Genomic DNA, 22,407 nt, shown 5'->3' on the forward strand with positions numbered 1-22,407 from the left:
CACTTTCAAACGTCAGATGGCAGATGCCATTTTTCCAGCTAGCGGAACTTCGACCGGCCCGGTCCGGAATAATTCAATTTCGGGCAAACGGCCAGAACAGTCCACCAGTCCACCAGTCAAGCAGGCAGCAGGATGACGCCGCCGGCGGTCTTGCCGCTTGATGGAACGGTAGGGGCCAAGCTCGTTGAGCGGCAGGAGCGCGCTGCCGACAGTGCCGATCATGCGCGCACCCTGGCGACATGCTGGAACAGCATGTGGGCGGTGATGCCGCGCAGCAGAGTGCCGGTGGCCTGGACGTCGCTGACGCCTGCCTCGATGCCCTCAGCTGCCGCGAACAACGGCGCGCACTACTTGATCGTGTCGGCTGCAGCCTTGCACACGGCGGCGTCCTGATCGCCTGTGCCGCCGCTACAGCCGATGGCGCCGACAAGCTTCCCTCCTTCTACCAGCGGGAACCCGCCTGGCGATGCCACCAGCTGCGCATCCAGCGTTTGCACGTATCCATGCCCGGTCTCAGACTGGTTGTAGAAGACCCGGGTTTCGCGGCGAAATCTGGCGGACGTGCGTGCTTTGTTCTGCGATATCGCGATCGATGCGAATTGCGCACCGTCCATGCGCTCGAACGCGAGCAGTTCGCCATGCGGATCGACGACAGCGATATTCATTTTCCAATCGTGTTTCCTGGCTTCGGTTTCCGCAATCATGAGCAGTTTCTTCGCGCTGTCCAGGCCGATCGCGGCGCCATAGGGAATCTCGAATGGCATCTTGTCGGGCGTCCCGCCCGCCGGGGGTTGCGGGGCCGGGGTTTGCGCCGTCGCGGCGGTTGCCGCTGCCAGGCAGGCAGCGCACGCGATCTGGATGAGGTTTTGCATCGCATCATCTCCCATGGGTTGGCGGGAGCCGCGTGCTTGAGGCTGTGTCGGAGCGCTTGGCACGCCGGGCCGGGTGTTCCCACTGTAGCGCCACGCTGGACGGCACGCAAGGGGCATTTGCTCATCTTGGATGCACGCGGATTTGCCGCCCCGCGACAGCCGCGCCATTTCAGTCAGTCAGGCGCCTCAGGTGTATGCTAATGCGGTAAATCCTGATTTGCAGCTTTTCGCGGAAATTGAGTGCAGTACAAAAATGGCATCGAGATCCCGGACACGCAGGCGGCATGCCAGCCTCAGACTTTGACCCGCGGCGGAGCCATGCCGCGGCAGCCAGAGCTATCCTGCAATACTGCGTCCCATATCGAAGTTCGTCATCACAGCACAGGGAAAGGTAAAGAAATCATGGCTACGAACACAATCCGTCTTCATCGCGTACTCCGGGCACCTCCAGAGAGAATCTACCGGGCGTTTCTTGATGCCGACGCGATGACTAAATGGCTCCCACCAAACGGGTTCACTGGCAAGGTCCACCATATCGACGCCAAAGTCGGCGGCACTTACAAAATGTCGTTTACGAACTTCGCCACGAAACATAGCCATTCCTTTGGCGGGGAATATCTCGAGCTAATACCCAACGAACGAATTCGGCATACGGACAAATTCGACGATCCCAATTTGCCGGGGGAGATGCAAACGACGATTTCTTTGCAAAAGGTCTTCTGCGGCACTGAAGTCAACATTGTGCAAGAAGGCATACCGGAAGCCATTCCACCCGAGGCTTGCTATCTTGGATGGCAGGAATCGCTCACTCTTCTTGCGCAACTGGTTGAGGCTGAGGTTTCCGGATAACCAGTTGCGAGGAATACTATGCCGAGACTTCGGGTCCAGAGCTTTGCGATTGCAATCGACGGTTACTGTGCTGGACCGAGCCATACATGGCTGCCCAGGTGCCGATCATGGAATTCTTCGCGGTCAGGTGGCTGCGGCAGCCGCCCAGGTACACATTGCCGGTGCTGGCGCCGCAGGCAGGCGCAGCCATGAACGCCATCGCACCTCCGCTCGTCGCTGCCAGTGCAGCGATCATTCTGCTGCTGGGCCTCCTGCATCTCCTGTACACCTTCTACGGTCCCAAGCTGTTCCCCCGCGATCGTGAACTGCAAACGCGCATGCAAGAGGTCTCGCCCGTTATCACGCGCCAAACAACGATGTGGAAGGCCTGGGTCGGCTTCAACGCCAGTCATAGCTACGGCCTCATCCTGTTCGGCGCCGTGTATGGCTACCTGGCCCTTGCGCACAGCGACTTCCTGTTCCAGTCCGTCTTTCTGCTCTTGCTCGGCCTGATACTGCTGTTCGGCTACGTCTTCCTCGCCAAGAGGTATTTTTTCCGCATCCCGTTTCGGGGCACCCTCTTGGCAACCATCCTCTATACCCTCGCGCTCATTATCCGCTGGACCTGACACTTCCTTCACGTGGCATTAAGCAATCTCTTCCGCCCAAGCTCGTCACGGGAGCCGGTGCGGCCGGCGGGATCGCCTTGATCAACACGTTGGGCCAGCTCGGCGGCATTGTCAGTCCGGTGATGGTGGGCAGCATCAAGGATCTCACCGGCAGCACTACGCCGGCGCTGTATGCGATCGGCGGCATGACCTTGTTATGCGCACTGATCCTGATGTACGGTTTGCCGGAAAAGCTGCAGCAAAAAGAGTAGCGTACCAAGCGCTTGATTGCTGATTTTCATTGTGTGGATTGGTCAATGCCTGCCCACTCCCGCACAGCCTGCGTAAACAGTTTCAGCGCCGTCGGCGGATGGCGGTTGGCCGGGTAATACAGGCACAGGCCCGGCATGGAGGGACTCCACTCGGGAAGCAGCTGAATCAGGCGACCCGACAGCAAATGCTCTTTCACGTGATAATCCGGCACCCAAGCGATACCAATTCCAGCCAATGCCGCATCGACCATCAGGTTGGTATTGCCAAGCGTCATTGGTCCTGCGACATCCATGTTCACGTTTGTTCCCTGGCGCTCCAGATTCCAGCGATAGAGTGCGCCGCTCGCGAACCGAAAGCGTATGCACCGATGGTGTTCCAGATCCTGCGGCGTCTTCGGCGGTGCGTGCCTGGCGAGGTAATCCGGCGACGCAACTGCAGCGAACCGCATATCGGGGCCGAGTCGGACAGCGATCATGTCGCGCGGCACATCTTCCAATATCCGCATGCCTGCATCGAAACCATCGGCCACGATATCCACGAATCTTGTATCCACAACGATTTCCACATGAATATCTGGATATTTCTTCAGAAAGTCTGGAAGTACGTGGCGCACCAGGGGCTTGGCGCCGGCTTCGGCTGCGCTGATGCGTATCGAACCGGAAGGACGATTGATAACAGACGCGGCTTCGTTCACTGCGTCCGTCAGATCGGTGATAGCAGGTTTGACACGTCGGAGCAATTGCTCGCCGGCCTCGGTTAACGCAACAGAGCGGGTTGTCCGGTTAAATAATCGCACGTTAAGCCGCTCTTCGAGGTTCCGCATGGCGTGACTCAATGCCGATGGCGAGACCCCCATCTCGCGCGCGGCCGCACGAAAGCTTTTCTGTTCTGCGATAGCAACAAAAGCTGTGAGTTCGGATAAGCCTGCTTGCAGCATAGATGAATTTTACTCAATAGATTGTACATATCTTACTGGATTGTTGAGCATTGCGCAGCAACCTATACTGCATCCGACAGAACGCCGACAGGCGCCCAACGGTGCCTGTCGGCATCGAGCATTTCTCATGTGCGCCCCGCTTCACTCACCGATCGATCCGCTCTCGCCCGCACGGCGACGCGTTGGCCGTGACACCTCAAAAGGAAATTGCATGGATACCCGCAACCCAACTGGCAACAACATCGAAGGAAAAGTCGTCGTTATCACCGGGGCAAGCAGCGGGCTAGGTGAAGCCACCGCCCGGCACTTGTCCGCGCTGGGTGCGACAGTTGCGCTAGGCGCTCGACGTACGGATCGCATCCAGGCATTGGCGGAAGAATTGACCCGCGCCGGCGGAAAGGCCATCGCAGTCGCAACCGACGTCACCGACCACGAAGCGGTGAAAGCATTGGTCGACACAGCAGTGCTTTCCTTTGGGCGCATTGACGTCATGATCAACAATGCCGGACTGATGCCTCACTCCCCTCTTGAACGCCTCAAGATCGAAGACTGGAACCAGACAATCGACGTGAATATCAAGGGTGTCTTGCATGGCATCGCGGCAGCGCTGCCGCATATGAAACGGCAGAAAAGCGGCCACATCATTAATGTCTCGTCGGTTGCCGGTCGTCAGGTCCGGCCCGGCAGTGCCGTCTATGCGGCAACCAAAGCCGCCGTGCTGATGATTTCGGAAGGCCTGCGCCAGGAAGTGAAGCCGTATGACTTGCGGACCACCGTGATCTCGCCAGGCGCCGTCGCCACAGATCTTCCAGGCAGCGTGACTGAGCCGGATGTCGCGGGCTTTATCAGCAAGTTCTATGAAGAATATGCAGTCCCGCCGGAGTCCTTTGCGCGTGCCGTCGCCTTCGCCATCAGTCAGCCGCCGGAAATCGATGTGAACGAAATTCTATTCCGGCCAACGCGCCAGGAAGGTTGAGTCTTGTAAATATGAAAAAATGCAGAAGCATCAATTTGGTCTTGACGGCATCGAAGCCTTCTCGTCTGGACTCGACGGCATGAATATGGGCTGTCCATGAAGGCGACTACTTTCAATCGGTTTGAGGAAGTACGCCTGGTACATCGAGTCCCCTTGCTGGCGATCATTCTTTTGAGTTATCTGATGATCGTGCTGGATGTCTCCATCGTGATTACCGGTCTCCCGAAAATTCGTGACGGCCTGGGCTTTTCCGCCACAGCCTTGTCCTGGGTGCAAAACGCATACACCCTGACGTTCGGCGGTTTGCTGTTGCTGGGTGCGCGTGCCGGAGACATCCTTGGCCGACGCGCAATGCTCATCACTGGATTGGCCGTATTCACCGGCGCATCGATGGCGATCGGACTGGCAGCAACCCCTGCCTGGCTGGTGTGCGCACGCGCGATACAAGGTGTGGGCGCTGCCATTCTGGCCCCATCCACCTTGGCGTTGCTATCGACAAATTTTGCGGAAGGTCCCGAGCGCACCCGGGCGCTTGGATACTATGGCGCGACGGCCGGCATCAGCGCCAGCGTTGGGTTGGTGGTAGGCGGCGTCCTGGCCGACCTGCTTTCCTGGCGCGTCGGCTTTTTCCTGAACCTGCCGATCGGCATGGCGCTGATCTGGGCGGCGCGCAAGTATATCCAGGAGACGCCGCGCCGCTCGGGCCAGCTGGATATCGTGGGCGCCGTCACCTCAACGCTTGGCATGAGCGCTCTGGTCTATGGCCTGGTCAATGCCGCCGCGCGCGGCTGGAGCCACCCGCAGACGGTAGCGACGCTGGGAGCCAGTCTGATTTTGCTGGCGTTGTTCGTTTTCAACGAGTCCCGGGTGCAGCAGCCAATATTGCCACTGCGCTTGTTCTCCAATCTTTCGCGCAATGGCGCCTATCTGTCGCGAATGCTGTTCCTCGGCGGCATGATCGGCTTCTGGTTTTACACCACACAGTTCTTGCAGGGCATATTGGGCATGCGGCCCATGCAAGCGGGACTGGCCTTCCTGCCTGCGACGCTGATGAATTTTGCGGTAGCGATGATGGTGCCAAGGCTGGCGCAGCGTTTCGGTAATTCCCGCTTGCTTGTTGCGGGCCTTGCCACTTCAGTCATCGGCATGACATGGCTGGGACAGGTCACTGTAGATACCTCCTATTTAACGGGTATCGCGTTGCCGATGCTGCTCATTGGCGCCGGACAAGGCGCCTCGCTCAGCCCACTCACGGTTGCCGGTGTTGCCGGGATTGCTGCGGAAGATGCGGGAGCTGCTTCGGGCCTGGTGAATGTGGCGCATCAGCTGGGCGGCTCCCTGGGCCTGGCGACGCTGATTGTCGTCTTTGCGTCTGCCGGAGGCGCCGGCATTGCCGACAGCCGGGTTGACCTTGCGCATCGTATTGCGACGGTGATGTCCGCCGGCGCAGTTCTCCTGGCGCTGGCATTGATTATTGCCCTGTTCAGCGTCGCTCGACGCAATACGGGGCGAAACATATAACCAGATCACCGTCATTGCCCTCATCGCACGCGGGCAAACCGCAATGGCGACAACAGCCCATCCAATTTTCTGAAACCTGAGTTTTACAAACAAGGAGCATTCATATGGTGCACAAAGCTTTAAATTCCATCGTCCTGGCAGCGGCGGTTGCGGTCTCGGCAAGCCAGGCCGACGCGGCGGATTACAGAAAGAATCCCTTCACTTTGGTCTACGAGGGCGCAATTACCCAAAATCTACCGGGCAAGGTCAATATGCATCCGGTCACTTACAAGCTGAACGGCCTGGATATTTCCGCCAACATCTATACCCCAGCCAACTACGATCCGAAGAAAACCTATCCCGCCGTGGTAGTGGCGCATCCGAATGGCGGGGTGAAAGAGCAAACGGCAGGCTTGTATGCCCAGAGGCTGGCGGAACAAGGCTACATCGCGATCACCGCGGATGCAGCGTATCAAGGCGCGAGCGGAGGCCAGCCGCACAATACGGACAAGCCAGCAAACCGTATTGAGGATATCCATGGAATGGCGGACTTCATCACCCGGTATCCTGGCGTAGATCAGGCCCGTTTAGGCTTGCTCGGCATCTGCGGCGGCGGCGGGTACTCGTTGGCAGCGGCGCAAACAGACAAGCGATTCAAATCGGTTGCGACCTTGAGCATGTTCAACTCCGGAATGGTTCGCCGCAACGGCTTCATGGATTCACAACTATCCACCATTCAAGAACGCCTTCAGCAGGCCTCCAATGCCCGCGCCCAGGAAGCCGCTGGCGGGGAAGTCCTCTATGCGAACAACGTGCAATTGACCGATGAGAAAATTGCCAAGCTTCCGTTTGAAATGTATCGCCAAGGATTTGAATATTACGGAAAAACCCATGCCCACCCGAATTCGGATCCTAAATATACATTGAGCAGCCTGTTGGACCTGATGAGTTTCGATGCCACGGATCACATTGATCTGATTGACAAACCGCTGTTGATGATCGCCGGCGGCAAAGCCGACAGCCTGTACATGACAGAGCAGGCCTTTGCCAAGGCATCCGGAACCAAGGATAAAGAGCTGTTCAAAATCGATGGCGCAACGCATATTGAAACCTATTGGGTGCCTAAGTATGTGGACGCCGCCGTGGGAAAACTGGCCAAGTTTTATGCAAGAACCCTCTAGAGCGAACGACGGACGCCCCAAAGGAATCATTCGGGAGAAATACTTGAAACATCGCGCAATCAGCCTCTTCCACGCAGCGAGCATGATGCTCTGCGGCCTGTCGGTCGAGGCGCATGCCCAGGGCGCGGCGCCTGCTGCTGTCACAGAGACCAGCGCTAGCTGGCAACCGACGCGGGCTCAACAGCTGATGGGCGACATTGCCCCTAAGATGGCGGAACTGACGGACGATGTCTTGTTCGGAGACGTATGGCAGAGGCCCCAGTTATCCAAACGGGATCGCAGCCTCATCACCGTAAGTGCACTTGTCGCCATGAATCGCCCGGATCAACTGCGCGCCCATCTTGCCTTAGCGCGCGAGAACGGGCTGAGTGAAGAAGAACTCATTGAAACGATCACGCATCTGGCGTTTTATTCCGGATGGCCAAATGCCGTGACTGCAATTTCGGTGGCTAGAGAAGTTTTTAAAAAAACACCTGTCGAAGACAAGAAGGGAATACCATGAAAAGCTACGTCGCATTGGCCGCAGCCTCGTTAATTGCCAACTCTGCCGTGTCCGGCGGACTGGATGAAAAAATTACAGTCACCGAAGTCGGCTCGCAAGACTCAACCGTCGGGCCGGCTGCCAATTTCACCGGCACGGTGCGCGTCGACTCTCCATTTCGGGCCGCCATGCCGGCAAGAGTCGGTGGCGCAATCGTTACCTTTGAACCCGGCGCACGCACCGCGTGGCATACCCACCCTCTGGGACAAACATTGATTGTCACTGCGGGAGCGGGATTGGTCCAGCAGTGGGGCGGGAAGATCCGGCGCATTCGGGCAGGCGATGTCGTATGGATTCCGCCGGATACCAAACATTGGCATGGCGCCGCGCCTGCAACTGGCATGACACATATTGCAATCGCGGAATCGCTCGATGGAAAAGCCGTGACATGGATGGAGAAAACCACCGACGAACAATACCGCGCAAGCACGGATACCGAATCCAATTGAACCGCGTTCCCAACGCTTCAAGCTCTTGTAAGCGCATAAAAGCACGTAATGAAGTCCGAACCTTGTCGGGCCCCCACGTGGAAAATGGTCGCCCATGCAGGCAACGATCATCAGCGTCCGCGCCTGACGCACGCGCGCACATATCGGTCAAAGCCGTCTATCAAGCTTACTGATTATCGCGTTCAGCTATATCCGTCATTTCATCTATCGCAATTATGGCTTGACTTAAAGCCCACTTTAACTTGTATCCTGGCCCGCAACCCAACTTCACACATTGCTTGAATCATTAAGTTGGCCTCACGTTGCTTATATATCAACACATCAGGAATTCAAGGAGCCGATATGGAAGCAAGTTTTTGGCATAAAAAGTGGGAACGAGGCGAGATCAATTTTCATGAGAGCGAGGCAAACCCGCTGCTGACAGCACATTTTGAAAAATTGCATCCGGCAAATGGCAGTCGCGTATTCCTGCCCTTGTGCGGCAAGACACGTGATATTGCATGGCTGCTTGCCTGCGGCTATCGAGTTGCCGGAGCAGAATTGAGCGGACATGCCGTCAGCGAATTGTTTAAAGAACTTGCCTTGGAGCCGAAAATATCCAAAGTCGGGAAATTGACACGTTACAGCGCCAAAGATATCGACATATTGGTAGGGGATATTTTTGACGTGTCTGCCGAATATCTCGGGCCTATAGACGCGATATACGATCGTGCGGCGTTAGTTGCCCTGCCCCTTTCCGCACGAGAGAAATATGCGTCGTACCTGATGAAAATAACCGGCGCGGCACCGCAATTGCTGATCACTTACGAATACGAGCAAGCGCTGATGGATGGTCCGCCGTTTTCGGTCAACGGTGACGAAGTAAAGCAACGCTATGGCGCTGCTTACCAATTGACGCTAGTCGAAAACAGGGATGTCGCGGGTGGATTGAAGGGGAAAGTGGCGTCGACGGAGACCGCCTGGTTGCTCCAGAAAGCCAACAAATAATGTGCTGATTCGAATCGGTGCGGATATCCTGGGCCACCCCCCGGCCTGGTGACGCAGCAGGTGGTTGACGATACTCCCCGCGGCAGGTTGTATACTGTTGGCTTTTTACGGCGACAGCCTTACTCCGAAAGACAAGATCATGAGCACTCTGCCAGCCTGCCCCAAATGCAGCTCCGAATTCACCTATGAGGACGGCGGCCTCTATATTTGCCCGGAGTGCGCCCACGAGTGGCCGCAGCAGGCGGCGGCCGATGCCGCCGGCGACGGCGCCAAGGTTTACCGCGACGCTGTCGGCAATATCCTGCAGGACGGCGATACCGTCACCGTCATCAAGGACCTGAAACTGAAGGGCTCGGGCGGCGTGGTCAAGGTCGGCACCAAGGTAAAGAACATCCGCCTGGTCGACAGCGACCACGACATCGACTGCAAGATCGATGGCTTCGGCGCCATGAGCCTGAAATCGGAGTTCGTCAAAAAGGTGTAATCGCACGGGAGCCTTGACCGGTTCCCAAGCCGCAGTCTGGTTTCCGAGTTGCCCAACCAAGCGCTTTCCATAGCCCATGCCGAGACACAATCCAGCGCTGCACCGCATCCACAAACCGCCCATGACGGCGCGCCGGCTGCGCTTCCTGATCTTCGGCGGAATCGTCTTGCTGGCCTTGCTGGGCTGGGGCCTGGCAGTCGTCCTCAAGCCGGCGATCCAGCGCACCATCGTGATCACCACCGGCGCCGACAAAGGCATCTACGCCGGTTTCGCCGACCGTTACGCGCCGCTGCTGAAGCGCGAAGGCATCACCCTGGATATCCGCAGCTCTTCCGGTTCGGTGGAAAACTATCAGCGGCTGAAGGATCCAGACAGCGAATACGAAGTCGGCTTCATCCAGTCCGGCACCGCCGCGCCCTCGCCCGAAGACCGGCTGCAAACCATCGCCGCCGTATCGTACGAGCCGATCTGGGTCTTCTATCGCGGCGACGCCGTCGTCAACCGGCTGGCGCAGCTGCGCGGCAAGCGGATTTCTATCGGCGTTCCCGGCAGCGGCCTGCTGACGGTTTCGCGGGTGCTGCTGGGTCACAGCGGCGTCAGCGCCGATAACACCAGCCTGCAGGAAATGGATGCCTACAAGGCCTATCAAAGCCTGGAAAGCGGCCAGCTGGACGCCGCCTTCTTCATCGGCCGGCCGGATGCGCCTATGCAGCAAATGCTGCTCAACAGCGACCTCAAGCTGATGAGCTTTGCCCAGGCCGATGCGCTGGTGCTGAAATTTCCTTCGCTTTCCAAGATCATCTTCCCGCGCGCCTCGACCAGCGTCGTCAACGACCTGCCGCAAGCCGACGTCACCCTGCTGGCGGCGACCGCGCTGCTGGTTTCCAAGGACACGCTGCACCCGGCGCTGGCTTACCTGCTGCTGGAAGCGGCCAACGCCGCGCATGCGCGCGAAGACTATTTCACGCCGCGCGGCGTGTTCCCCAACCTCAACACCGATGATTTCCCCGTCTCGGACGAGAGCACGCGCTACTTCAAATCCGGCCGCCCTTTCCTGCAGCGCTACCTGCCGTTCTGGCTGGCCAGTTTCATCGAGCGGCGTTTGCTGATCCTGCTGCCTTTCATGGCCTTGCTGTTCGGCCTGCTGCAGGCTTTGCCGCGCATGGTGGAGGCGCGCATGAAAAACCGGCTGGTGGTGTGGTATCGGGAGATCAAGTCGCTGGAAGATGAGATATGGCAAAACAAACAGCCAAGTCCGGAACAGATTGCGCAGTGGCGCGAGGATATCGAAAACATCGACGCCAACGCTAGCCAGATCCGGATCCCGCAGCGTTATTTCCAGGATGTGTACACGCTCAAGCAGGCGATCCGCGTAGTGCGCGACAGGATTTCACAGGTTGCCGGCAAGACCAAGGAATAGATCTTGCGCTGCGGCAGGCTGCTGCAGCAGCGCTACACCGTCCAGTTTCCAGACATATTGCATTCTCGTCTCGGACTGCACCGGCACGCCGTCGCGAACAATATCAAAAAGACAACTATTCGTATCGCAGCAACAGTCGCCGAAGGCGATCAAGGGCGACCGGCTGACCGGGCAGATGTTCCGCTTGCCTGCCCTCGCTGGAAGCCGCCTTCAAGGTCGGCAGCCGCGCGGCGCGCGAATTGAGCGGTCACTGGGACAGATAACGCGACATCCGGCCGAAGCGCAAATAAGACCAGGGCCGGGAAGCGGCATGCTTCCGGTCTTGTCCTGCCGGCTCATTCCATTTTCCAGACATACTGCATGCGGGTAGTCGACTGCACCGGCTGGCCGTCCGCCATTGCAGGCGTGAAATGGCAAAGGCTCCAGGCTTTCAAGGTAGCGCGGTCCAATTCTTTGAAGCCGCTGCTTTTTTCAATCGAAGCGTCGACCACGCTGCCGTCGGCGCCGATGATCAGCTTCACGTTCACCGTCCCGGTTTCTTCATTGCGCAGCGAAGTCCTGGGGTATTCCGGCTTTTCGCAATTGCCGCTCACGCGCGCGCTGGTATGCTCTGGCCCGGCGAGCGCGGTCGTTGCCGCCGCGGGAGAAGGCTGGGCGACAGAAGTCGGCAGCTCGTTGGTCGGCGGCTTGACGCTGGTGACGGCGGCAATCACATTTTCCTGTGGCTGCTGCGCTACCTTGACTTCAGGCGGCGGCACATACGGCGGCGGCGGCGGCGCGGTGGATTTCGGCGGCGGCGGTGTCGGTTTGTCGGGCAGCGGCGGGGGCGGCGGAGGCTTGATTTCAGCGATGATCTTGGTGATCACCGGTTCCTGGATCACCTCCACCACTTTGCGGGCCAGACCTGTCACCAGTGCATATACGACCGCGATATGCATCAAGACGACAATGCTGACGCCGACCAGCTTCCTGATCGGCCGCTCCTGTTCCAGCGTGAAATCCATTGCCGGACTCCTGTCTGCTCGCCTGGCTTTTTAACGATTCTGGCACCGGCGGCAAGCCAGCCGCCGATGTCCTGATTTGTTGCGGATCGTCTAATTTCATACTAGCAGCTTAGGCGCCACAGTAAAGGGTGCGCTGCAATATTCACAGCCTAATCGACCACAAACAGCTTGGCGCCAACGGCGGTAAACGACCTGTGCGGCTCGGCGCCATCCGCCACCTGGTAGCTCATTCCCGGCTTCAGCACGAACTTGCGGCCGTCTTCCAGTTCCGTCTCCAGTTCTCCTTCCAGGCAGAACAGCACATGCCCCTTGCTGCACCAGTGGTCGGCCAGGTAGCCCGGCGTATATTCGACCATGCGCACCCGGATTTCGCCGAAATGGCGGGTGCGCCAGTAGGCCATCCCGCTTTCGCCCTTGTGTTCAGTCCGTTCCACGCTTGCCCAGTCGGTGGTTCCGAAAGGGATATCAGTCATCTTCATGGTTTTCCTGGATTTTTGCGTATATCGATGCCGCCGGAAGCGGTCAAACCCTGGCGTTCAGGGCCGCTCGACCATCCGCACATCGTTGGCGCCGACAGCGCAGCTGGAGGGCGATGCCGCCACGCTGCCGCGGTTGCGCAACAGCACCAGTTCGGCCAGCACAGACACCGCGATTTCCGCCGGCGAGCGGCTCCATATCTGCATGCCGATCGGCGCATGCAGCCGTGCTATCTGCTCGCTGCTCAGGTCCAGCGTCAGCAATCTTTCCTTGCGCGCTTCGGTGCTCGCCATCGAACCGATCGCGCCGACGTAGAAAGCATCCGTCTTCAACGCTTCCATCAGCGCCATGTCGTCGACTTTCGGATCATGGCTGAGGGTGACGATGACGGTGCGGCGGTCGGGCTTGAACGCCAGCACGACATCGTCCGGCATGCCGTCCAGCCAGGTGACGTCGTCAGCCTGCCAGTTGCGGCGCTGTTCTTCGCGCGGATCGTTCAGGTAGACAGAAAAATCCAGCGCCGGCGCCATCTGCGCCAGGTATTCCGAGACCTGGCCGGCGCCGATGATCAGCAGGCGCCAGCGCGGCCCGAAGACCTGCAGCAATTCTTCTTCATCGAAACGCAGCGCGAAATCGGCGGCGGTGGCTTCGACAGTGGCCACGCCACTGCGCATGTCGAGGCGGCGCTGCACCAGCCGGCGGCCGCCGACGGCCTCCAGCAAAGGCGTCAGCGCGGCGGCTGAGCTGAGCGGCTCGATCACCAGCTCCAGCGTGCCGCCGCAAGGCAGGCCGAAACGGCGCATCTGTTCGGCGCTGATGCCGTAGCGGACCAGTTCGATTTTTTCCGGGAAGGCGGCGGCGAAGCGCTGCATCAGGTCGTCTTCGATGCAGCCGCCGGAAACCGAGCCGGTAAAATCGCCGGCATCGGTAATCGCGAACAGCGACCCGAGCGGCCGCGGCGCCGAGCCCCAGTTGCGCACCACCGTCACCATGGCGACCCGCTTACCCTGCTGCAGCCAGGCGGCGGCGCTCTTCAATACTTGATAGTCGACTGCATTCATGCTCGCTTGATTCCTCTTTCAATTCTCACCAGTGTAATGAAAAACAGGATCGACCGCTTGCACGGTGGATCCTGTCGAACTGCCGGCGGCGACCGGTTAATGTGCAGCAGCGCTCAGCCTTAACGCCTTGACCTGATCGGCAGTGATGCTGGCCGACTGGCCGCCCCAGGTGGCGCGCAGGAAATTGGCCAGCTGCGCCAGTTCCTTGTCGTTCAGCTGGCCGGCAAATCCCTGCATGTCCTGCAGGCTCTCGGTGCCAGGGAATTTCTGCGCTTCGATGCCGTCCAGCATGGCGACGATCAGGTTATGGGGATCGGCGTTGCGCACCGTCGAATTGCCCTTCATCGCCACCGCCACATGCGGCTTGCCGTCGCCCTGGAAACCATGGCAGCCGGCGCACACCGCGGTGTACAGGCGCTTGCCGGCATCCAGTTCGATCGCGTCCGCCGTGACGGCCTTGACCGGCTCGGGCGGCAGCGGCTGGTCGCCCATCAGGTAAGTCGTCACCGCGGCGAGGTCATCCTTGCTCAGGTATTGCGTGCTCAGATGCACTACCGGGAACATTTCGCCGTAAGCCGAACCCTGGGGTGCGATGCCGCTGGCGAAAAAGGTCTGCAAATCCGCTGCAGTCCAGCCCACCGCCGCCAGGCCGGCTGGCGTGATGTTCGGTGCGGCGACACGGCCGAGCGCAGAACCCGTCAGCGATTTCGACAGATCCAGCTGGCCGAAAGCGCCGCGCGGCGTATGGCATTCAGCGCAGTGGCCCAACGCATTGCTCAGGTACTGGCCGCGCTGCCACATGGCCGACTTGCCGACGGACGCATCAGCCAGCTGGTCCTTGAGGAAAGGCACGTTCCAGAACATCATGCCGAAGCGCATGTTGTACGGGAATTTCAAGTCCGGAGCGCGGGTTGGCACGGCCACCGGCTTTTGCTGCATCAGGTAGGCATAGATCGCGTCGCTGTCGGCCCGCGTCAGCGAGCGGTAGGAGGTATAAGGCATGGCCGGGTACAAATGCTTGTCCGGCGTGACGCCATCGTGCAGCGCCTTGTAGAACTGGTCGGCGCTCCACTTGCCGATGCCGTGTTCCTTGTCGGGCGTGATGTTGGAGCCGTAGAACTTGCCGAACGGCGAAGCCAGCTCGACGCCGCCGGCGAAAGGCGCGCCGGTGGCCGTGGTGTGGCAGGCGGCGCAATCGGCAGCCTTGGCCAGGTAGCGGCCGAGGGCGACCTGGTCAGCGCTGCCGGGCTTGACCGCGCTTTGGCCGGCGGCCTGGGCGGATGCCGCCGCCGAGCTGCTGCCGCCGTCGCAGGCGGCCAGCAGGCTTGCCGCCAGCACCGGCAGCGCCAGGCCGCGCAGGACCGTGCGAAGAAGATATCGAGGCTTGATCATCATTTGGCGTCCTTCACCAGTCCCGGCGTGCTCAGCACCACTTCCTTGACCGCCTCGAAGTAGCGGACATAGCCGGTACAGCGGCAGATGTGGTCGTTCAAGCCTTCCGTGATGACGTCATCCAGCTGCGCCTTGCTGACCGGCTGGCGTTTCAGCTTTTCCACCAGGACCGTGGCGGCATTGACGAAGCCAGGCGTACAGTAGCCGCACTGGAAGCTGTAGTGCTCCAGGAATTTCTGCTGGATCGGCGACAGCGCCACCACTTCGCCCTGCTCGTTGCGCTGGGCGTGGCCTTCCACGGTGCGCACTTTCTTGCCTTCGAAAAAATGGGCGCCGGTGATGCAGGAACGCACTTCTTCGCTGGTGCCGTCCGGCTTGTCCAGGATCACCACGCAAGCGCGGCACAGACCCTGGCCGCAGCCCAGGCGCGAGCCGGTCAGGTCCAGGTATTCATGCAGGAAATCGATCATCATGATGCCTTCCGGCACCGGCACCGGGCCGACCGGCTTGCCGTTGATATGCATGGTGATGGGGTGTATGGTCATGCTCATGCCAGAGCCTCCTGGATATTTTGTTGGGTTACCGGCAGATCGGTGAAACGGTGGCCGATGGCGTGGGCGATGCCGTTGACGATGGCGCCGACCACCGGGATCATCACCACTTCGGCGATGCCTTTAGGCGGATCGGTCTCGGTCAGCGGCGGCAGCACCTCGCTGGTCTGGCTCCAGACCGCGACATCCTTGGCACGCGGCAGCTGGTAGCGGTTGAAGTTCCAGCTGCCGTTGCCGGGACCGTCTTCGTACAGCGGCAGGTATTCGTGCAAGGCATGGCCGATGCCCATCGCCAGGCCGCCCTGCAGCTGGCCGGAGACCAGCTGCGGCGAGATCTGGTTGCCGCATTCCATGATCGAATGATGGGTCAGCAGCTCGACCTTGCCGCTGGCTTCATGCACCGCCAGCTCGACCAGGGTGCCGACCGCGCTGTAGTAAGTCACGGCGGCGTTGTTGCGCTGGGTCGGCGGGATCAAGACCTTCTTGCGGTTCAGCACTTCGTAGCCGCCGCTGGTAGTCATCTTGGCTTGCTGCGCCTTGGCGGCGCCCTCGCCGTAACGCACCGACAAGCCGTCCAGCGGTACCCGCACCAGCTTTCCGAGAATTTCGAAATCGGCTTCGGTCCATTGCCAGCGATTGAAGACGTGCACCGTGGCGCCGGTCACCAGCCCCAGCTCATGGGCTTTCTTGACCAGCTGTTCGTAGGGCAGCGCTTGCAGGCCGGCGGCCGACAGCTTGCCGTCGACCCAGCGCGCATCTTCCACCCGCACCACCAACGGCGCCGCCTGGCCGCCGCCTATGCCCTGGCTCCAGATCGCCATCGCCGCCGGCCACAGGCCGTGCATGAAGATGACGCGCGCCGCTTCGCGCGTGCTGTGGGTAAAGTAGAAAGCCGAATTGGTGGCGCTGGCCGGCGAGGAATAGCCCGGCGACCAGCGCGGATTGGCCGCCAGCTTGTCTTGCTCGGCCTGGCTCATGATATAAGGATCGCCGCTGGTGACCACCGGCAGATCGCTCCAATCGGTGATCGAGGTGCGCACTTCATGGGCCGGCTTGCCCAGCCATTTGGCGCAGGCGATCGCCTGCGAAGTCGACATGCCGGTGCCGATTTCAGCCGCGCTGTGCGACAGGTGGATCTGGCCGTCGGCGCTGATCTCGACCTTGGCGAACGACGCTTCGGCGCCGGTGCCGAAATCCTTCTGTACGCAGGCGAAGCCGACGCCGTAGCGGTAGCCCGGATGGCTGGCTTCGTACTCTGCTTTCCTCTTGGCGCGGTTGACCCAGAGCGGATGCAGCTTGGCTTTTTGCAGCACTTCGTCGACCCGGATGGCGCCCGCCGGAATCGCGCCCTGGGTGTTCTTCATGCCGGAGCGCAGCGCGTTCTTCAGGCGGAAATCGATGGCGTCGAGACCGAGCTTTTCAGCCATCTCGTCGATCATCATTTCGGTCGCCGCCATGCTTTGCAAGGTGCCGTAGCCGCGCGCCGAACCGGCGTCGATTGCACGAGTAGCAATCGCGACCGCCGCCAGGTCGTTCTTCGGGAAGTAGTAGATCGACTGCGCTGCCGTTGCGCCCACCATCGCCACCGATGGCGAGAAATTGGCGCGGCCGCCGCCGTTGGCTTCGAATTCGCCCTTGAACGATTGCAGCAAGCCGCTCTTGCGGTCGACCGCGATGCGGTAGTGCATCTTGAAGGCGTGGCGCTTGATCGAAGTCTGGAACTGCTCGTAGCGGTCGTTGGCCAGGCGCACCGGCTTGCCGTCCGCATACAGCGAAGTCAGCAGGCCGTAGAACGGGAAATTGTAGTGATCCTTGGAGCCGTAGCCGACCGTATAGCAAGGATGCAGGAACAGCTTCTTGAGAGGGAATTTTCCCTTCTTCATCATCTCGATGGCGCTCTCGACCACTTCCGCCGGCGATTGCGTCGGCACGACCATGTGCAGGGCCTGGCTGGCAGCGTCGTACCAGCAGTTGGCGTTGTCCGGCTCCAGCGCCGCGGTATCTATCGACTGCGTATTGTAGTTGCGTTCCATGACCAGCCAGTCGGCCGGCGGGTGGTCCAGCTGTTCCTGGATCTGGGCGGCGTAGAACATGCCCTGCTCGCCCAGCTTGCCGTGCTCCTGGCCGTCCGGCCAGACCGGCTGGTGCTTGCGCATCATGCTCGGGAATACCGGCGCATTCTTCAGGCTGGAGAAGACATCGTCGTCGAACGATGTCGCGCCGCCCACCCGCACGAAGCGGAAGCTGCCCCATGGATCGCGCTCCAGCGGGCCGGTCACCGGACCGTACTTGATGACTTCATCCTTGAATTGCAGCTTGTCTTTGGCGAAACGGAAACGGGCGAAATCGTTGTAGATCAGGATCGCCACGGCGTGCCCCAGGTATGCGGGAGTCTTGCCGGCCGGCAGCAGCATGTCTTCGCCATAGAAGACTGGGAAGGCGATGCCGTCGCGCGCCAGGTCGACAGCGGTGACTACCCGGTCCGGCATCAATTCGTCGCCAAGCATGCTCAGGTCAAAACCGAGGAAGCTGCGGTCCGCCTTGGTGGCGCGCAGGATGAAGGCATGGGCTTGCTGGTTCGGCCAGTGCGGCATGTCGCGCGCGCGTACATCGCGGGCAAACACCTTGGCGCCTGTGACCTTGGCAATGCCGTCGATGCGAAACTTGACATGACCGTTGCCGCTGTCCCACTGGATGGGCGTCAGGATTTTTTCTTCAAACAGGGCGGCGAATGCCTTGCCGCCCATGGGCGCTACGTAAACCGAGACTCCGGCGATTACGCTGGCCTTCAAAAAACTGCGACGCGAAAGGTCGAGTTTTGTCATGTATTTCTCCTCAAAAACCAGGGAACAGCCTCAGCGCCGCCGCCGTTTCAACTGCCGGCGATGGTTGCGCATGTTCGTAAGATCCAGCGAAAGCCCCTGCCGGGCATTCATCTGGGGGTCGGCATTTTATTACGTTGGAGAATGGACAACATCATCACTATGACATGATGAGAATAGGTGATTTGAAGGCAATCGCAATCGCTTTTGTATTTAATTGTTATAAAACAAGCTATTACGAATCTTCTTTTATTGAATAATTGTCATTTCAATGTCGCAACCGACTCGTGGAATTGGCCACTTCTGCTACCCTCGTTCGCCCCGGCCATGATACGAACAAGTCTCCTGCCCCTGCCCCCTCATACTCAGGCGATTGAAGACGGCGCTAGCGTGTTCGAGCCGGACCTGATGGCGACCAAGGATGGCTTCCTAGCGGCGCGCCGAGGAAAGAATCCCGCAGATTTGTCCCGACAATGCAAAATACGACGATCAGTTCGACGTGCCGCCCTGGCGGCAATCGTCGCCCTCGTCCAGGATATGCAGGCCGGCGGCGTAGGCCGCCATTTCCTGCTTGCCTGTTGCTGTCATCAGGTCTCCACAGGCAGGCTTGCCGCCGGCCGGCACGAAATCAGGCGGCAGGTGGGATTCTCGATCTCCCTCATCGGCGTATCACACCCACCGGGCCTGTCATGGGATTGTGCTCCAACGTTGAAAATCATTACCTAGGCATTGGTATACACCAACTGGGGCCTCTAACGCAGCATTATTACGTGGATCCATGCATTGCCCGGTGCCTGCATTGAAAAAAGTTCCAGTACGGTTTACTTTCAACCACTGCTGGTGTGCACTATTGTTGCAGACTGAGGTCTTAACAACATCATTACTGTCAGCAGTTAAACAAAACCCGTCGTTGCTGGATTGATGAAAGCGGAAATTATCATCTTGTGTGAATACCTGATTATTATTGTTCGTGCAGTGCCATAGTCCTGCCACCGACCCGCCGCCCAACATATCAAGGCAATATCCGCTGGATTCGTTCTTTAACTGTTTTTGTATTAAAGATGGACTTGGATTGACGCTCATCGTACAAACTTGCTCCGTTGTACACACCGTTTTTGCTATTGCGGCGCAATTACCATAGGTGTAAGTGTTGCTCCCGCTCGGACTCACCGTACCTCCGTTAGCTTTTGGCATGCCATATACCGCTATTGCCTGAGGTACGGCGGAACAAGATGGATGTTGGTCATCGCCTTGTGCAAAATTCTCAACCCATTCAGAAAGGCTCGCCAGCCCACCATAGCTCTGCGGGACAAGAATGGTTGCGACAACTTTGCTTGCATTAGTCCAGGTATTTTTTATAGATGCAGTCCACCCGCTATCTCCGGATTTCTCTATTCGAATTTGATAAGTAGTGCCTTCTTCCCAAAGGTAATCTGTCGAGCATTGCACTCCGTTTCCCTCATGACCGAAATTCGAACAATTGGCCCCTTCCGAATTTTGCCACCCCGTAGCCCCCCAAATAGCGAAATTCAATATCTTATTATTTCCACTCGTGCTTTGCAGGCCGACGTAACCCCCTTCCTTACTCCCGGTATAGTCCCATTGATGTGCCCAATAAGTTCTACCGTCATACCCAGGTTCCTTAGTGATGGTAATCGTGAACTCCATATCGCTATATCCATCCGAAACTTGTGGCCAACTCCGGTCAACTACAGCCATGCCGCCAGCGACAACAGCGTATGCTGCAACAGAAGTGAAACTGCCTGATATCAACACTGCACTGAGGATCAACTTAAGAAGCCAGTTCATTTTTGTTCCTTTTGAAAGGTCATCATATGGTGGACACCAAATGATCATGAGGCAGTCGTTGACGAATGCTCAGCAGCCGCCAGCCCGGACGGGTTCATGTATTCCAATCGGTCAGCTCAGCTCGACAACTTCCGCTCGGTCTTCATCATAGGAGCCCCAGGAACATTGATGATAGGAAATAGCGGCAGATACAATAGGCAAATTCCGCCGTAACAGTAGATGCGGCGACCACAGGAGAAAGTGATTAATCAAAACGAGGAAGTGTCGATCAGCATCGGCATCAGCATCCGCGATGCAGCCAGGCGAATCACTGATGGGACTGAGTGTCCCAAACTATCGACTTTGCGATAATGCGGACTAAGCGGTTACCTAGATTCAGGAAAATCAGAGAACGAGGACAGACATCAGCAGCATCTGCACCGGCAAAAATCACAGGCGCTCGGTCTCGCCGCTCTTGGGCTGCCACTTCATCAAGCGCTTCTCGATCATCCCCACCACCGTATCGAGCACCAGCGCAAAGGCAGTCAGCACCAGGATGCCGGCAAACACGGTGTTGATATCGAAGCTGCCCTCGGCCTGCAGGATCAGGTAACCGACCCCGCGCGCCGAGCCCAGGTATTCGCCGACGATGACGCCGACAAACGCCAGCCCGACCGAAGTGTGCAGGCTGGAAAACACCCAGGAAGTAGCCGACGGCAGGTACACCGTGCGCAGCAGCTGGCGCTGGTTGGCGCCCAGCATGCGGGCGTTCGCCAGCACTACCGGACTGACTTCTTTCACGCCCTGGTAAACGTTGAAAAATACGATGAAGAACACCAGCGTCACCGCCAGCGCCACCTTGGACCAGATACCGAGTCCGAACCACATGGCAAAAATCGGCGCCAGGATCACGCGCGGCATGGCGTTGGAGGCCTTGATGTAGGGATCGAGGATGGCCGAGGTCAGCGGCGACAGCGCCAGCCACAAGCCGACGCCGAGGCCGAACACCGTGCCGATGCCGAACGCCAGCATGGTTTCGGTCAGGGTCACCAGCAGATGCGAATAAATCTCCGCCGGGAAAGTCAGGGTGAACCAGGTATGGTCGCCGAAGCCGACTTCCACCGAACCGCCGCCCACCGTAAACCATTGCCAGATACGCAGCAGCACCTTGAGCGGCTCGCCAAAGAAAAACGCGGTCTGCGGATTGCGCGTGGCCAGGTGCCATATGCAGAAAAATATCAGCAGCACCAGCACCTGGTAGACACGCAGATTTTTATAATTGGGCTTGATGGCTTTCCACATGATCCTGTTTTATCCCTGTCTTCCTGGTTCCACGAATTGCTTGCCAGCTTGCCGCTAGGCGACTTTCTTCTGTTGCTGGTAACCCTTCAGCACCTCGTCGCGCAGCACGCTCCAGATCTGCTGGTGCAATTCGACAAAACGCGCTTCGTTGCGGATTTCCGCCACGTCGCGCGGCCGCGGCAGGTCGATCGCGAACTCGCCTATCGGATGGGTGCCGGGCCCGGCCGACAGCACCACCACCCGGTCCGACATGGCGATCGCTTCATCCAGGTCGTGGGTAATGAACAGCACCGCCTTGCGCTTGGCGCTCCATAGCTCCAGCACTTCGTTTTCCATCAGTTGCCGGGTCTGGATATCGAGCGCCGAAAACGGCTCGTCCATCAGGATGATGTCGGGATCCAGGATCAGGGTCTGCGCCAGCGCCACCCGCTTGCGCATGCCGCCCGACAGCTGATGCGGGTAGCGGTCGCCGAAGCCTTGCAGGCCGACCCGCGCCAGCCATTCCTCGCCCAGCTGGCGGGCCCTGGCTTCATCGGTCGCGCGGTATTGCAAGCCGGCGATGACGTTTTGCAGCGCGCTGCGCCAAGGCATCAGCGCTTCCGCCTGGAACATGTAGCCGGCGCGGCGGTTGATGCCGGCCAGCGGCTCGCCGAACACCTTGACGCTGCCCGACGAAGGCTGCAGCAAGCCGGCGCCGACATTCAGCAGGGTCGACTTGCCGCAGCCGGTCGGTCCCACTACGGAAACGAATTCGCCCGGCGCAATTGACAGGCTGGTGTCGGCCACCGCGGTATAGCGCTGCGAACGATCGTCCTTGGAGACGAAGGTGCAGCTGATGTTGTCCAGGAAAAGAGCGGGAGTTGAAGCGGAAGTCATAGGCAATACGGCCGGGGCCGAAGCAGATTTCAACGGAAGCCGTCCACAACCAGCCGCCGCGCCGCCGGCAGGCGGGCG

At 59.2% G+C, this 22,407-nt stretch carries 22 protein-coding genes and 2 pseudogenes; 12 read left to right on the forward strand and 12 right to left on the reverse strand.

The window, feature by feature from the left end; translation table 11 throughout:
- Positions 1-12 precede the first annotated feature (12 nt).
- Complete coding sequence (locus KHU30_RS07455) at positions 13-222, reverse strand: hypothetical protein (protein ID WP_211441916.1); 210 nt, start codon at positions 220-222, stop codon at positions 13-15.
- Positions 223-347: 125 nt separating this feature from the next.
- Positions 348-872, reverse strand: a complete 525-nt coding sequence (locus KHU30_RS07460; protein WP_211441917.1) for a GlcG/HbpS family heme-binding protein — start codon at positions 870-872, stop codon at positions 348-350.
- Positions 873-1,274: 402 nt separating this feature from the next.
- Between KHU30_RS07460 and KHU30_RS07465 the strand changes: the two genes are divergently transcribed.
- The 3 genes and pseudogenes from KHU30_RS07465 to KHU30_RS07475 form a co-directional block, all read left to right on the forward strand.
- Positions 1,275-1,721 (forward strand): SRPBCC family protein, encoded by a 447-nt coding sequence (locus KHU30_RS07465; RefSeq protein ID WP_211442266.1) that lies wholly within the window; start codon positions 1,275-1,277, stop codon positions 1,719-1,721.
- Positions 1,722-1,807: 86 nt separating this feature from the next.
- Positions 1,808-2,329, forward strand: a complete 522-nt coding sequence (locus tag KHU30_RS07470; protein ID WP_211441918.1) for an LIC_13387 family protein — start codon at positions 1,808-1,810, stop codon at positions 2,327-2,329.
- A gap of 26 nt (positions 2,330-2,355) precedes the next feature.
- Positions 2,356-2,580 (forward strand): annotated as a pseudogene (locus tag KHU30_RS07475) (MFS transporter); the annotation flags it as partial.
- Positions 2,581-2,606: 26 nt separating this feature from the next.
- Here the strand turns inward: KHU30_RS07475 and KHU30_RS07480 are convergent.
- A complete protein-coding gene (locus tag KHU30_RS07480; protein WP_211441919.1) occupies positions 2,607-3,518 on the reverse strand; it encodes a LysR family transcriptional regulator in 912 nt (303 codons plus the stop codon).
- Between the two features lie 211 nt (positions 3,519-3,729).
- Between KHU30_RS07480 and KHU30_RS07485 the strand changes: the two genes are divergently transcribed.
- The 8 genes from KHU30_RS07485 (at position 3,730) to KHU30_RS07520 (ending at position 11,056) form a co-directional block, all read left to right on the forward strand.
- Entirely contained in the window at positions 3,730-4,494 is a 765-nt protein-coding gene (locus KHU30_RS07485; RefSeq protein ID WP_211441920.1) for an SDR family oxidoreductase, read from the forward strand.
- A 96-nt stretch (positions 4,495-4,590) separates the two neighbouring features.
- On the forward strand, positions 4,591-6,015 hold the full coding sequence (locus KHU30_RS07490; RefSeq protein WP_211441921.1) for an MFS transporter: 1,425 nt from the start codon (positions 4,591-4,593) through the stop codon (positions 6,013-6,015).
- 104 nt (positions 6,016-6,119) lie between these two features.
- Positions 6,120-7,175, forward strand: coding sequence for an alpha/beta hydrolase (locus KHU30_RS07495; RefSeq protein WP_211441922.1), 1,056 nt, complete (start codon positions 6,120-6,122; stop codon positions 7,173-7,175).
- Between the two features lie 43 nt (positions 7,176-7,218).
- Positions 7,219-7,677, forward strand: a complete 459-nt coding sequence (locus tag KHU30_RS07500) for a carboxymuconolactone decarboxylase family protein (protein WP_230427224.1) — start codon at positions 7,219-7,221, stop codon at positions 7,675-7,677.
- A complete protein-coding gene (locus tag KHU30_RS07505; protein ID WP_211441923.1) occupies positions 7,674-8,165 on the forward strand; it encodes a (R)-mandelonitrile lyase in 492 nt (163 codons plus the stop codon). The genes KHU30_RS07500 and KHU30_RS07505 overlap by 4 nt, the downstream gene beginning before the upstream one ends.
- Positions 8,166-8,507: 342 nt before the next feature.
- Positions 8,508-9,152, forward strand: a complete 645-nt coding sequence (gene tmpT / locus KHU30_RS07510) for a thiopurine S-methyltransferase (RefSeq protein WP_211441924.1) — start codon at positions 8,508-8,510, stop codon at positions 9,150-9,152.
- Between the two features lie 139 nt (positions 9,153-9,291).
- A complete protein-coding gene (locus KHU30_RS07515; RefSeq protein WP_211441925.1) occupies positions 9,292-9,636 on the forward strand; it encodes a zinc ribbon domain-containing protein YjdM in 345 nt (114 codons plus the stop codon).
- Positions 9,637-9,712: 76 nt separating this feature from the next.
- Positions 9,713-11,056, forward strand: coding sequence for a TAXI family TRAP transporter solute-binding subunit (locus tag KHU30_RS07520; protein ID WP_230427225.1), 1,344 nt, complete (start codon positions 9,713-9,715; stop codon positions 11,054-11,056).
- A gap of 335 nt (positions 11,057-11,391) precedes the next feature.
- On the opposite strand, the gene KHU30_RS07525 is transcribed toward KHU30_RS07520, so the two are convergent.
- The 6 genes from KHU30_RS07525 to KHU30_RS07550 all read right to left on the reverse strand — a co-directional run bounded on the left by KHU30_RS07525 (position 11,392) and on the right by KHU30_RS07550 (position 18,366).
- Positions 11,392-12,060 carry an energy transducer TonB gene (locus tag KHU30_RS07525; RefSeq protein ID WP_211441926.1) on the reverse strand — a complete coding sequence of 223 codons (669 nt, stop codon included), beginning with the start codon at positions 12,058-12,060 and terminating at the stop codon, positions 11,392-11,394.
- A 149-nt stretch (positions 12,061-12,209) separates the two neighbouring features.
- Positions 12,210-12,539, reverse strand: coding sequence for a DHCW motif cupin fold protein (locus KHU30_RS07530; RefSeq protein ID WP_211441927.1), 330 nt, complete (start codon positions 12,537-12,539; stop codon positions 12,210-12,212).
- A gap of 57 nt (positions 12,540-12,596) precedes the next feature.
- Positions 12,597-13,598 carry an XdhC family protein gene (locus KHU30_RS07535; RefSeq protein WP_211441928.1) on the reverse strand — a complete coding sequence of 334 codons (1,002 nt, stop codon included), beginning with the start codon at positions 13,596-13,598 and terminating at the stop codon, positions 12,597-12,599.
- Positions 13,599-13,694: 96 nt separating this feature from the next.
- On the reverse strand, positions 13,695-14,993 hold the full coding sequence (locus KHU30_RS07540; protein ID WP_211441929.1) for a c-type cytochrome: 1,299 nt from the start codon (positions 14,991-14,993) through the stop codon (positions 13,695-13,697).
- Positions 14,990-15,541 (reverse strand): (2Fe-2S)-binding protein, encoded by a 552-nt coding sequence (locus KHU30_RS07545; protein WP_211441930.1) that lies wholly within the window; start codon positions 15,539-15,541, stop codon positions 14,990-14,992. Before KHU30_RS07545 ends, KHU30_RS07540 begins: the two co-directional genes overlap by 4 nt.
- On the reverse strand, positions 15,538-18,366 hold the full coding sequence (locus KHU30_RS07550) for a xanthine dehydrogenase family protein molybdopterin-binding subunit (RefSeq protein ID WP_211441931.1): 2,829 nt from the start codon (positions 18,364-18,366) through the stop codon (positions 15,538-15,540). The genes KHU30_RS07545 and KHU30_RS07550 overlap by 4 nt, the downstream gene beginning before the upstream one ends.
- Before the next feature lie 351 nt (positions 18,367-18,717).
- Here KHU30_RS07550 and KHU30_RS25710 point away from each other — a divergent pair.
- Positions 18,718-18,924 (forward strand): annotated as a pseudogene (locus KHU30_RS25710) (hypothetical protein); the annotation flags it as partial.
- A 126-nt stretch (positions 18,925-19,050) separates the two neighbouring features.
- On the opposite strand, the gene KHU30_RS07555 reads toward KHU30_RS25710, so the two are convergent.
- From KHU30_RS07555 to KHU30_RS07565, 3 genes are all read right to left on the reverse strand, one after another.
- Positions 19,051-20,172 carry a DUF3472 domain-containing protein gene (locus KHU30_RS07555; RefSeq protein WP_211441932.1) on the reverse strand — a complete coding sequence of 374 codons (1,122 nt, stop codon included), beginning with the start codon at positions 20,170-20,172 and terminating at the stop codon, positions 19,051-19,053.
- A gap of 429 nt (positions 20,173-20,601) precedes the next feature.
- The gene (locus KHU30_RS07560) at positions 20,602-21,453 is read right to left on the reverse strand and encodes an ABC transporter permease (protein ID WP_211441933.1); all 852 of its coding nucleotides are present in this window, start codon (positions 21,451-21,453) and stop codon (positions 20,602-20,604) included.
- A gap of 54 nt (positions 21,454-21,507) precedes the next feature.
- The gene (locus KHU30_RS07565) at positions 21,508-22,329 is read right to left on the reverse strand and encodes an ABC transporter ATP-binding protein (RefSeq protein WP_211441934.1); all 822 of its coding nucleotides are present in this window, start codon (positions 22,327-22,329) and stop codon (positions 21,508-21,510) included.
- Between the last annotated feature and the right edge of the window lie 78 nt (positions 22,330-22,407).

This window comes from Collimonas humicola (assembly GCF_018304945.1).
Taxonomy (GTDB): domain Bacteria; phylum Pseudomonadota; class Gammaproteobacteria; order Burkholderiales; family Burkholderiaceae_D; genus Collimonas; species Collimonas humicola.